Annotated in this window: 12 protein-coding genes and 1 pseudogene; 12 read left to right on the top strand and 1 reads right to left on the bottom strand. The window is 44.2% G+C overall.

The annotated features are described in order from the left end of the window. Positions 1-27: 27 nt before the first annotated feature. Positions 28-1,029 carry an MBL fold metallo-hydrolase gene (locus ICN28_RS00355; protein WP_216285369.1) on the bottom strand — a complete coding sequence of 334 codons (1,002 nt, stop codon included), beginning with the start codon at positions 1,027-1,029 and terminating at the stop codon, positions 28-30. Positions 1,030-1,388: 359 nt separating this feature from the next. Between ICN28_RS00355 and soxC the strand changes: the two genes are divergently transcribed. From soxC to ICN28_RS00415, 12 genes and pseudogenes are all read left to right on the top strand, one after another. Next, complete coding sequence (gene soxC / locus ICN28_RS00360; protein ID WP_216285371.1) at positions 1,389-2,750, top strand: sulfite dehydrogenase; 1,362 nt, start codon at positions 1,389-1,391, stop codon at positions 2,748-2,750. Positions 2,751-2,754: 4 nt separating this feature from the next. After that, positions 2,755-3,822 (top strand): c-type cytochrome, encoded by a 1,068-nt coding sequence (locus ICN28_RS00365; RefSeq protein ID WP_216862344.1) that lies wholly within the window; start codon positions 2,755-2,757, stop codon positions 3,820-3,822. Positions 3,823-3,893: 71 nt separating this feature from the next. Continuing rightward, positions 3,894-4,349, top strand: coding sequence for a thiosulfate oxidation carrier protein SoxY (gene soxY, locus ICN28_RS00370; protein WP_216285373.1), 456 nt, complete (start codon positions 3,894-3,896; stop codon positions 4,347-4,349). 54 nt (positions 4,350-4,403) lie between these two features. Next, positions 4,404-4,715, top strand: coding sequence for a thiosulfate oxidation carrier complex protein SoxZ (soxZ, locus tag ICN28_RS00375; protein ID WP_216285375.1), 312 nt, complete (start codon positions 4,404-4,406; stop codon positions 4,713-4,715). Between the two features lie 69 nt (positions 4,716-4,784). Next, complete coding sequence (gene soxA / locus ICN28_RS00380) at positions 4,785-5,585, top strand: sulfur oxidation c-type cytochrome SoxA (protein ID WP_216285377.1); 801 nt, start codon at positions 4,785-4,787, stop codon at positions 5,583-5,585. 18 nt (positions 5,586-5,603) lie between these two features. Then, positions 5,604-6,212 (top strand): sulfur oxidation c-type cytochrome SoxX, encoded by a 609-nt coding sequence (gene soxX / locus ICN28_RS00385; protein ID WP_216285379.1) that lies wholly within the window; start codon positions 5,604-5,606, stop codon positions 6,210-6,212. 75 nt (positions 6,213-6,287) lie between these two features. After that, complete coding sequence (soxB, locus tag ICN28_RS00390; protein WP_216286785.1) at positions 6,288-8,009, top strand: thiosulfohydrolase SoxB; 1,722 nt, start codon at positions 6,288-6,290, stop codon at positions 8,007-8,009. Positions 8,010-8,032: 23 nt separating this feature from the next. Continuing rightward, entirely contained in the window at positions 8,033-8,722 is a 690-nt protein-coding gene (locus tag ICN28_RS00395; protein WP_216285381.1) for a hypothetical protein, read from the top strand. Between the two features lie 49 nt (positions 8,723-8,771). Continuing rightward, a pseudogene (locus tag ICN28_RS00400) lies at positions 8,772-9,872 on the top strand (YeeE/YedE family protein); the annotation flags it as partial. A 72-nt stretch (positions 9,873-9,944) separates the two neighbouring features. Then, positions 9,945-10,286, top strand: coding sequence for a TIGR01244 family sulfur transferase (locus ICN28_RS00405; protein ID WP_216286786.1), 342 nt, complete (start codon positions 9,945-9,947; stop codon positions 10,284-10,286). A 6-nt stretch (positions 10,287-10,292) separates the two neighbouring features. Beyond that, a complete protein-coding gene (locus ICN28_RS00410; RefSeq protein WP_216285383.1) occupies positions 10,293-11,102 on the top strand; it encodes a sulfite exporter TauE/SafE family protein in 810 nt (269 codons plus the stop codon). A gap of 12 nt (positions 11,103-11,114) precedes the next feature. Further along, positions 11,115-11,603 carry a DUF2244 domain-containing protein gene (locus ICN28_RS00415; RefSeq protein ID WP_216285385.1) on the top strand — a complete coding sequence of 163 codons (489 nt, stop codon included), beginning with the start codon at positions 11,115-11,117 and terminating at the stop codon, positions 11,601-11,603. The last annotated feature ends 9 nt before the right edge of the window (positions 11,604-11,612 follow it).

An 11,612-nucleotide genomic window follows, 5' to 3' on the forward strand; every position in this document is an offset into this window, starting at 1 on the left:
ACAGCCGCATGACACTCAGAAGGAAGCTTAAAAAGCTTCCTTTTCTGCTTCTAGGTAAGCCAGGCTTGTGTACTTCCCGATATTGCCTTCAAATCCAGCAGTCGTTTTGGCGTATTTCATCACTCTTGGATCTTTTAGAACCAAGGCTTTGGCTGCGCTTGGATCGACTCCATCCTGAATGGCTTTGACGCAGGTCTCATAAATGCCACCCATGAATTCACCATACTCTTTAAGAAGGGTTTTCTTGGCATTGCCGTGACCCGGAATCCACAATTGCTCGCCCGTGGCTTCACTGAGTGCTTTATAGGTTTTAAACGTGCCGACGTATGAGCCGTCATCCATATTCGCAATCCGGCCATCCATCGCGATATCGCCTACATAAGTGACTTGATCTTGAACAACTTCTAGGCAAATATCCCCGGGGGTATGAGAAATACCATAGTGGTGGACTCTAATTTGTATATCACCGTAATCAAACACATCACCATGTTTAACGGTATGCGTCGGCGGTATCACTTTAGTTCCGACGGTAGCTTGATTGGTCCAACGTTCCATTAAGCTCTTCCAAGCATTACCTTCAATACCTTTGATTTGATTCAGGCTGTAAGGGTGTGCATAGATCGGAATTTCTTGACCATAGGCTTCAATGAAAGCCTGATTACCTAAGAAATGATCGCCATGGTAGTGAGAGTTAAATATGGCAATGACTGGGAGTGAGCTAACTTTTTTAATCATGCGTATGGCCATCTCACCGATTTGTAAGGAGGCGCCTGTATCTAAAACAACAATACCTTTTTTAGTGATGACAAATGTGATGTTGGCCATCATGCCTTGGTTTTCTGCAGTAGGAAAACCGTCGGGTGAGTAAATCATCCAAACGTGTTTGCTGAGTTGTTTAGCGGGATGATCTTTGACCTTCGGCCCCTTGATGAATTCTTCGGCTGCTTTAGCAAAATTGATGACTTGAGGAAGCGCAACTAAGCCAATTGCTCCCACAGAAATTTTTAAAATGGTGCGACGCTGATTCATAAGAAACCTTATTTATTTTTTTATACGTTTGATGCTGGATTGTCACATCGTACCGCGAACAATTTGTCTAAATTATTTTTGCTGAAAATTTGATGAAATTATCGAATCAGTGATTGTGTGATGCAAATGCGCATATATCAATTAGCCTTATTTCATAAGCGTTTCAAAATAAGATGGCATCAGTTAGTTAAAGCCTCTAACTGATGCTAATTTTTCATCAGTATTTCCCCTTAATTCGGAGAACCGTTCAACTTTTTTGCTATTTTGATATTTCAAAAAAATCTATAAGGCTCGATAATGATGAACAGTGAAATTTAAGCACTTTAAGACATACACTTAAATCAAAATTAGGAGTCCTTGTGACAACAGAGAAAAAACCTAGAGTGTTAGGACGATTACGTCGAGCACCAGAAAATTTTGTAACTCAGCAATTCGCTGACGATGTTTATGAAAATGGTCTTGACGAAACTCGTCGTGGCTTCTTGCGTAAAAGTTTTATGACTGCATTGGGTGCAGCTTCAGCAGGTGGTGCTGTTAGTGCAGCTTTTGCAGCCGACGGTGAAAAAGTGATTTTAGAGAAGCAACAATGGCAAACGACTTTAGGTCAACCTGTTGCTGCTCGACCTTATGGTATGCCATCACAGTGGGAGGCGCCATTACAGCGTCGTGAGTCACCTGGTCTTACACGAGTATCTGCTGCATCAGTCGCCTTTTCACCTTTGCAAGGTTTCTTTGGCATCATCACACCTAACGGCTTGCATTTTGAGCGTCACCACCAAGGTTGGTATGACATCGATCCAGCGCAACACCGTTTGATGGTCAATGGTTTGGTTAAGCAAGAAAAAGTATTTACGATGGATGACATGATGCGTTTGCCATCTGTGTCACGTATTCACTTTATTGAGTGCGGTGCTAATACTGGTTTAGAGTGGGGTAACGTTGCTGTACCTAGCGTACAGTACACCCACGGTATGTTGTCTTGCTGCGAGTTCACAGGTGTGTTGCTTTCAACACTTTTAGATATGTGTGGTGCAGACCTTAAAAATGGTAAGTACATTTTGGCTGAAGGTGGTGATGGCTCTGGTATGACTAGAACTATCCCAATGGATGCGGCTCTCAAAGATGTGATGGTAGTTTGGGCCATGAACGGCGAGATGCTTCGCCCTGAAAATGGTTACCCATTGCGTTTATTGGTGCCAGGCGTGCAGGGCGTTAGCTCTGTAAAGTGGTTGCGTCGTATTGAAGTGGGTGACATGCCCTACGCAGCTAAAGATGAAGCTGTTCACTATATTGACTTATTGCCAAGTGGATTGCATCGTCAATACACCACGATCCAAGAATGTAAGTCTGTGATTACGACACCTTCAGGTGGTCAGCAATTGCTTGACAAAGGTTTCTATAACATCAGTGGTATGGCTTGGTCTGGTCGCGGTAAGATCAAACACGTGGATATCTCAGTGGATGGCGGCAATAACTGGCGCCGTGCTCGCTTAGAGACTCCTGTGTTGTCAAAAGCGATCACACGTTTCAATATGGATTGGACATGGGATGGCTCACCAGCGATCTTGATGTCACGTGCAACTGATGAGACAGGTTATGTTCAGCCAATGGTCAAACAATTGAGAGAAGTTCGTGGCACTCGCTCGATCTATCACAACAATTCAATCCAAGCATGGAAGCTTGATACGAACGGGGAGTTAAGTAATGTTCAAGTGGGCTAATCCTATGACAAATAAATTAACTTCTAAAGTAACGAAGGCGCTTGTTTTAGCTGGTCTTTCAACAGTGTTAATCGGTACAGCTGTAGCGCAATCCAAATACTCAGGTATTGGTCGCGACGCAACAAAAGCTGAAGTAGCGGCTTGGGATATCGATGTACGTCCTGACTTTAAAGGTTTGCCTGCTGGTTCGGGTACAACTTTGCGTGGTCAAGAGGTTTGGGAAGGTCGTTGTGCATCTTGTCACGGTACTTTTGGTGAATCTAATGAGGTATTTACCCCGATTGTGGGTGGTACAACTAAAGACGATATCAAAACAGGTCGTGTTGCTTCATTAACAAGCGAAAAGCAACCTCAAAGAACAACTTTGATGAAGGTGGCAACTGTTTCAACACTTTGGGACTATATCTACCGCGCTATGCCGTGGAATGCTCCTCGAACATTGAGTGTGGATGACACGTATGCTGTTCTTGGTTACATCTTGAGCATGGCTGAAATCGTTCCGGATGAGTTCACGTTGAGCGACAAAAATATCGCTGATGTGCAAAAGTTGATGCCTAACCGTAATGGTATGACTCAGGCTCACGGCATGTGGAACGAAGGTGGTAAGCCTGACGTTAAAGCAACAGCTTGTATGAGTGATTGCTCAAAGCACGTCACCATTGGTTCATTCTTGCCAGACTATGCGCGCAATGCTCATGAGAACTTGGCATTACAAAATCGTCCTTACGGTCCTTACCGTGGTGTGGATACAACAAAGCCACCTGTAGCGAAGTTGCCTGGCAAAGGCTTGATGGCTGTGAATATGAGTGCAGCGGACTCGATCACTCCAGAGGGTTTGTTCAAGAAGCATAACTGTGCTACTTGCCATGCTCCAGCTAGCCGTGCGATTGGTCCAGCTATCTCTGAGGTGGCGGCCAAGTACAAAGGTCAAGCAGATGCCGTTAAAAAGTTGCATGACAAAGTGAAGGTGGGTGGTGCTGGTGTTTGGGGTGCTATCCCAATGCCGCCACATGCACACGTTCCAGAGGGTGATATTGATGTCCTCGTAAAATGGATGCTCACAGGTAAATAAAACGGTAATATGCTGTTTATAAGTGTTTTTAATTGATTTTTTGATATTTAGTTTTTTTAGAAGGAGTTCATATGAACCAAAAGCGTCGTGATGCATTGCGATTAACAGCTGTTATCGGTTTGATGGCAGCAACAGGTCTTATTTCTCAAGCAGAAGCTGCTGAATGGAACAAGGCTGCATTTGATGGTAAAACTTTAGATGATGTTTTGAAGTCATTAGGTGGCTCATCAGCTAGCAAATCACCAGCTATTACCATTAACGCTCCAGATATCGCTGAAAACGGTGCTGTTGTGCCTGTTGGCGTTACAACAACATTGCCAAAAACACAGCAAATCGCTATTTTGGTTGAGAAGAATCCGAGTGCATTAGCAGCTCAGTTCTTAATGACTGGCGATTCAGAGCCATTCGTAGCTTCTCGTGTGAAGATGGGTCAAACATCCAATGTTCACGCTTTAGTAAAAGCTGACGGCAAGTGGTTTGTAACAACTAAAGAAGTTAAAGTGACTTTGGGTGGTTGCGGCGGTTAATTCCCCGAGCACACAAGACACCAACTTAATCTATTTGTACTGAAAGGAAATAACATGGCAGATCCAATGCGCGTACGCGCCCAAGAAAATGGCGGCGTAGTAGACGTTAAAGTTTTGATGAAACATGACATGGAAACAGGTCAGCGTAAAGATGCATCAGGTAAAGTAATTCCTGCTCACCACATCACAACAATCACTGCAACTTGCAAAGGTAAGCAAGTTTTTGAGGCTCAATTTGGCCCAGCCGTTTCTAAAGACCCATTCCTAAACTTCAAGTTTAAGGGTGGCGCTAAAGGTGACACAGTAAGCGTTACTTGGGTGGATAACAAGAACGACAAGCGTACAGACGAAGCGAAGATTAGCTAATTTGTATGACACTAAAACCCCGACTAATTCAAAAGTTAGCGGGGTTTTTTTCTTAAGAGGAGATGTAGGATGAAGAAAACAATAAAAACTACTTTATTAGTCTCTTTGAGTATGGCTGCTGGCTTGGCTTTTGCTCAGAGCGCTACTGATGATATTGCAAAGTATCGTGAGATGATTGCTGATGGCAATCCTGCGGAGTTATACGAAGCAGCTGGTGAAGATATTTGGGCAAAACCAATGGGTCCTAAAAATGTCTCTCTTCAAAAGTGTGATTTAGGTAAAGGTCCTGGCGTTGTTAAGGGAGCTTCTGCTGAATTGCCACGTTACTTCAAAGATACTAATAAAGTACAAGACTTAGAGTCACGAATCATTACTTGTATGGAGAAATTACAAGGTTATAACGCTCAAGAAATCATTGATGCTGGCTTTGAAAAAGGTAAGCGTAAAGATGTTGAGGCGGTTGTGGCTTATGTTGTGACACATTCAAAAGGTATGAAGATCAAAGTGCCTAATAAGCATCCGAAAGAAAAAGCGATGTTTACAATGGGCGAAAAAGCTTTCTATTTCCAGGGTGGTCCAATGGACTTCTCATGTGCTTCATGCCATGGTGAAGATGGTAAGCGTATTCGTTTACAAGATCTTCCAAACATCACTGAACAAAAAGGTGCTGCTTTAGGTTTTGGTTACTGGCCTGCTTATCGCGTTTCTAGCGGTAACTTCTGGACAATGCAACGTCGTTTGAACGATTGTTATCGTCAACAGCGTTTCCCTGAGCCAATTTACACATCCGATGTCACGATTGCTTTGTCTGTTTATATGGGCGTAAAAGCTAATGGTGGTGAAATGAATACACCTGGATTGAAGCGCTAAGTCGCGGGAGATAAGACAATGAAAAAATTACATTTATTAGCATCTGCAGCTTTGTGCGTAGCGGCAGCCTCATCTGCAATGGCTCAAAGTTCTTTTGAAAAAGAGCATGCAGCTAGTTTTAAAGAAAAAGGCATTGCTAAGTTAGATCGCCTTAATCGCGATGAAACTCAAGTATTTTGTTCTGATCCAGCTGCTCTAGCAGGTAAGGGTGATCCTAAAAAGCGTGAAGCGATTGAGAAAGCCAATATGGCAACTATCAAGCAGCCTTCTGATGGCAAGTATCTAGGCGACTGGAAAGTTGGCGAGACAGTTGCTCAAAGTGGTCGTGGTGCAACATGGTCTGACAAGGCTGGCACACCAAACGGTGGCGGTTGCTATAACTGTCACCAAATTGACAAGAAAGAAATTTCTCACGGCAATATCGGACCATCACTTTGGAATTACGGCAAAGTGCGCGGCAATACGGAAGCAGTTGTTCAATACACTTGGGGTAAGATTTATAACGCTAAAGCTTATAACGCTTGCAGCAATATGCCGCGTATGGGACATTACAATTTATTAACTGAGCAGCAAATGCGTGATGTAATGGCTCTTTTATTAGATCCAGCATCACCAGTTAATCAGTAATTGCAGTAGCAGTAGGGCCGCTATATCGAATTGATATTGCGGCTTTTTTATTTATTAATAAGGTTTTTTATGTCAATGAATCGTAGAGAGTTTTTACAAGTTTTGGCCGTTGCTTCAGCAGGCGGCATGTCTTTAGCAACCGATCACGCTAGTGCTCAAGTCGCTGCTAATAAGTTTTATGATTTGCCAAAATTTGGTAATGTCCACTTTCTACATTTCACTGACTGTCATGCTCAATTAAAGCCAATTTATTTCCGTGAGCCAGATGTGAATCTTGGTTTCGGTTCTCAATTAGGTAAGACTCCTCACTTGGTGGGTGAGCACTTGTTGAAGGCGCATAACATCATGCCGGGTACACGTGAAGCGCATGCTTTCACGTATTTAGATTTTGAAAAAGCGGCTGCTACTTACGGTAAGGTTGGTGGTTTTGCTCACTTAGCTACATTGGTTAAAAAAATGAAGGCTAGTCGTCCAGGTTCATTGTTATTGGACGGTGGTGATACATGGCAAGGCTCTGGTACTGCGCTATGGACCAACGGTCAAGATATGGTGGATGCTTGTTTGGCTTTAGGCGTTGACATCATGACACCTCACTGGGAAATGACTCTAGGTGAAGAGCGCGTTAAAGAGATCGTTGAAAAAGATTTCAAGAATAAGATTTCATTCTTGGCGCAAAACATTAAGACGAATGACTTTGGCGATCAAGTGTTTGATCCGTATGTCATTCGTGAAATGAACGGCGTGAAGGTCGCAGTGATTGGTCAAGCTTTCCCTTATACGCCGATTGCTAACCCTCGTTACATGGTAGCGAACTGGACATTTGGTATCCAAGACGACAACATGCAAAAGATGGTGAATGAAGTTCGTGCCAAAGGTGCCAAAGTAGTGGTGGTGCTTTCTCATAACGGTATGGACGTTGACTTGAAGATGGCAAGCCGTGTAACCGGTATTGATGCGATCATGGGTGGTCATACGCACGATGGCGTGCCAACTCCGGTGAAAGTTAAAAATGCTTCAGGCGTTACTTTGGTGACGAATGCTGGTTCTAACGGTAAGTACTTGGGTGTATTGGACTTCAAAGTTGACGCAGGTAGAGTTACTGACTTCCGTTATAAATTATTGCCAGTCTTCTCTGAGATGATTCCAGCTGATCCAGCGATGAATAAGTTGATTGATCGTGTTCGTCAACCTTATGAGACGAAGTTGGGTGAGAAGTTAGCTGTGACAGAAGGTTTGTTATACCGTCGCGGTAACTTCAACGGTAGCTTTGACCAGTTGATTTTGGACGGCTTGATGGCTGTTAAAAATGCAGAGATTGCATTCTCTCCAGGTTTCCGCTGGGGTACATCCTTATTGCCAGGTCAGGCTATTACGATGGAGCATGTGTTGGATCAAACCGCTATTACATATCCATGGACAACTGTGACCATGATGAAGGGCGATATGATCAAGACAGTTTTAGAAGATATTGCGGATAACTTGTTTAACCCAGACCCGTATTACCAGCAGGGTGGCGATATGGTGCGTGTCGGTGGTTTGCAGTATGACATCGACCCAATGGGCCAGCCGGAAAAGCGTATCAGCAACATGATGCTTAACGGTAAGAAGATTGACCCTAACAAGACTTATAAAGTGGCTGGTTGGGCTCCAGTTTCTGAAGAGGCTAAAGCTGCTGGTGGCGAGCCGATTTGGGATGTGGTTGCTAAGTATTTGCGTGATATCAAGACTGTTAAGGCGAAGTCACTCAATATGCCAAATATTAAGGGTGCCAAAGGTAACCCTGGTTTTGGAGCTTAACTAACTATTGAAAGGTCCTCACAATGGAGCTAACTGGAATCTACCTCACTATTTCTGGTTTAGTTTTATTGTGGGCCCTAAGTGGTGGTTGCTGGAAGGTCTTACTCAAGCCTTCCGTCCGTTTCTCGGTTCTAGGTGGTTTACTCGTTTTAGGTTTGGCTTGGAATGTGAAAGCCACTTTACCTGGAATGGCTGCTGAAGCATTAGTTGGTCTCTCGTTTCAGTTTTTCGGTGCATCTCTGTTGGTAGCTATGTATGGGCTTCGTCCTGCCATCGTCATGTTGGCAGTGGTCACCACAATGGTCGCGATTATTTCCTCTTGGACTCTATTTGATGCCCTCAAGCAATTTTTACTCTTGGGCGTGCTGCCAGGGTTTGCTGCTTGTTTGGTGATGAGACTCATTAGTCATTTTCTACCTAAACACCTTTTTATCTTCATATTGGGTCATGGCTATGTGGCGGGGGTATTGAGCATCATCGTGCCCTCCGTGTTGCTGATGTTCTGGCATCAGTCCTTCTCCGCCGCCAGCTGGGGGTTATCCATGGACATGGTGGATTGGTTTGTTACCTTGGTGATCCTTTCTTTTACTGAGGGATCCTTATCGGGGATGCTCTTGGCCGTTTTTGTTATTTACCGGCCTAATTGGGTGCCTAGTTTTAAGGATATGGAGTACTTGGATGCAGAAACAGGCAAAGCTCCAAAAATGCCATAAAATGGCAGCTTCTTACGTTTTCTAGCGCTTTTGAGCTAATGTGCCCGCCATGCCTGATATTGATCTAAATTCTCTTTCCCAAAGTGTGCTTTGGGGCACTTTTTTAATCACAATTCTTTTAGCCATTATTCTGCAAAAGACTCGCTTCTGTACGATGGGTGCTATTACTGACATCATGATTATGGGTGAGTGGACTCGTATGCGCCAATGGCTCATGGCTATAGGTGTGGCTGTGATCGGCATGGCCTTTATGAGTTCTAGTGGCATGATTGATCCGGCTAAATCGATCTACACAGGCAGTCGCCTTGCTTGGTTATCGACCATCGTTGGTAGCGTGATGTTTGGTTTTGGTATGGTTTTGGCCTCTGGTTGCGGGAGTAAGACCTTGGTCAGAATGGGTTCTGGAAGCCTAAAAGCGTTTGTAGTTTTTGTGGTGTTGGGCTTATCTTCTTATATGACCCTAAAAGGTATTTTTGGGGTTTTAAGAGTTAACACAACCGATACCGTATTTATTACCCTCACTACAACGCAAGATCTACCAAGCATCTTATCTGCATCATTAGGTCTATCGAAAGCCACTCTACAGTTGCTCTTAGGCTTGATCGTGGGTGGTGCATTGATGATTTTTGCGTTATCTAAAAAGAACTTTTGGACCTTTAATAATTTATTGGCTGGCTTTGGCGTTGGTTTGGCTATTTTGGGTATTTGGTGGGTTTCCGGTGTTCTTGGTTACGTGGCTGAAGATCCCAATACGCTTGAAGAAGTGTTTCTCACAACAAACAGTGGTCGGATGGAAAGTTTGACCTATGTGGCACCCTATGCCTATGTTCTTGAGTGGTTAACTTTTTACAGTGACTCTAGTAGAAAAGTGACCTTGGGTATTGCCTCAGTGGGTGGCTTAATTGTGGGCTCTACAATTTATGCGCTTGTCACCAAGACTTTCCAATGGGAATCTTTTAGAGATGCCGAAGATACAGGCAACCACATCATCGGCGCCATCTTGATGGGGGTTGGGGGTGTTACCGCTATGGGGTGCACGATTGGTCAGGGTTTAACCGGTATTTCAACCTTGGCGATCAGCTCGTTCATTGCAATTATTGGTTACGGTGTGGGTGCTGTGTTGGCTATGAAATACTTAACATGGAGAATGTTGCCGCCACCTTGTGAACCTGTTTTAGCATCAAATCATTCTAACTATCAATCAACTACCGGAGGATGTGGCATGCCACTACCAATCGCTTGTCATACAGATCAATTTGGTACGCTTGGACAGATTAGCCCTCATGATGTGGCTGAAATTGCACGCCAGGGCTATAAGTCTATTATCAACAACCGTCCTGATGGTGAAGGTGGCCCAGATCAGCCCTCGAATGCGGAAGTTGAGATGGCGGCAAAGGCTCTAGGCCTTCAGTATGCCTACTTACCTGTGGTTAGCGGTCAAATCACTCTTGAGCAAGCGCAAGAAATGTCTCGTCTATTGGAAGAGATGCCAACGCCCATTTTGGCTTTCTGCCGCTCTGGTGCCAGATCGACAAACTTGTTCATGCTAGCCCAGCAGGTTTAAGTTCAGTTGGAAGTCTCATTAACGGGTCTTCTACTAGGGTTGGCTGTTGGAGTTATCTTAGGTTTAACCGGGGCAGGTGGTGCCATATTGTCTGTGCCACTCCTCGGGTTCTTTCTTCATCTAACCGTTGTTGAAGCTGCTCCTATCGGTTTGTTGGCTGTCACCTTGTCTGCCGGCCTGGGCGCTTTTTTGGCATTTAGAGCGCGTATTCTTCGTTATAAAGCGGCTGCTTTGATGGCAGCGTTGGGAATTTTATTCTCTCCCTTGGGCATTTGGATCGCTCATCAGTTACCCAATGCATTTTTAGTATTTATTTTCTGTTTGGTGCTTTTGCTGGTTGCCAAAAACATGTGGTCTCAAGCTTCCCAAGAATTAAATGGCGTACCTGATGAGGTAGGACCACCATGTTTATTGGATGAGACCATTGGTAAGCTCACTTGGACCTTGCCGTGCGCACGCTCATTGGCTGCTTCAGGTTCTGTAGCGGGTTTTCTCTCGGGTCTACTGGGTGTAGGGGGTGGGTTCGTCATCGTGCCAGCGCTCAGAAAGTTTACTGATTTACCAATGAAATCCATTGTTGCTACTTCTCTGGGTGTTTTAACTTTGGTTTCGTTGAGCGGTGTGCTGTTTTCTAATTTATATGGTGCGATGAACTGGGTGATTGCCATCCCATTTGCTGTGGGCTCCATCGCAGGCTTACTCATAGCTCGTCAGTGGGTGACGAAAATTTCGGGGCCAAGAGTGCAACAAGCTTTTTCCATTTTGGCGTTATCGATAGCTCTCATCATGCTGTTTAATTTGATTCACACTTTTTAGTGGTGAGAAGTAATGACTGATCAGCCTGCGGTATCTATCCTATTAATGAAGCGCAACTGTTCTTTTACGCCTAAGCAGGTAGGTCTTTTTTATTTATCCATGCTGCTATTTTCCAGTTTGATCGCCAGTTATTTTTACTGGCGAGGCGCATGGATGATTGTTCCGTTTGCCATGATTGAGTTATTGGTACTTGGTATAGCGTTGTTAATTTATGCCCGCCATGCAACAGACTACGAAAAAATAACCATCCGTGATGGTTTGATGGATATTGAAATTGTCACTGGAAGGAAAAGGGTAAGCCAACAATGGCCACTGGTATGGTTAAGAATCAAAGCCCCTTTGTTTTCAAAAGACCCTAAGTGTGTGAAAGATCCTAAGAATAGCCTGGTGACCATTGAGCATGGTGATGAGAGTATCTGTGTGGGAGCTTATATCTTGCGAGACAAAAGAAAAGAATTGGCCGATAAAATAAGGAGTGCAAGGGAGTTGGGCTTGCACTAAAATCATGAG

It is taken from the genome of Polynucleobacter sp. 30F-ANTBAC (assembly GCF_018882385.1).
Taxonomy (GTDB): domain Bacteria; phylum Pseudomonadota; class Gammaproteobacteria; order Burkholderiales; family Burkholderiaceae; genus Polynucleobacter.

Bases quoted from the DNA above. Each gene is read 5' to 3' on its own strand.
- ICN28_RS00355 (WP_216285369.1), bottom strand. From the start codon at position 1,029: ATGAATCAGCGTCGCACCATTTTAAAAATTTCTGTGGGAGCAATTGGC.
- ICN28_RS00365 (WP_216862344.1), top strand. From the start codon at position 2,755: ATGACAAATAAATTAACTTCTAAAGTAACGAAGGCGCTTGTTTTAGCT.
- soxY (WP_216285373.1), top strand. From the start codon at position 3,894: ATGAACCAAAAGCGTCGTGATGCATTGCGATTAACAGCTGTTATCGGT.
- soxZ (WP_216285375.1), top strand. From the start codon at position 4,404: ATGGCAGATCCAATGCGCGTACGCGCCCAAGAAAATGGCGGCGTAGTA.
- soxA (WP_216285377.1), top strand. From the start codon at position 4,785: ATGAAGAAAACAATAAAAACTACTTTATTAGTCTCTTTGAGTATGGCT.
- soxX (WP_216285379.1), top strand. From the start codon at position 5,604: ATGAAAAAATTACATTTATTAGCATCTGCAGCTTTGTGCGTAGCGGCA.
- soxB (WP_216286785.1), top strand. From the start codon at position 6,288: ATGAATCGTAGAGAGTTTTTACAAGTTTTGGCCGTTGCTTCAGCAGGC.
- ICN28_RS00395 (WP_216285381.1), top strand. From the start codon at position 8,033: ATGGAGCTAACTGGAATCTACCTCACTATTTCTGGTTTAGTTTTATTG.
- ICN28_RS00405 (WP_216286786.1), top strand. From the start codon at position 9,945: ATGCCACTACCAATCGCTTGTCATACAGATCAATTTGGTACGCTTGGA.
- ICN28_RS00415 (WP_216285385.1), top strand. From the start codon at position 11,115: ATGACTGATCAGCCTGCGGTATCTATCCTATTAATGAAGCGCAACTGT.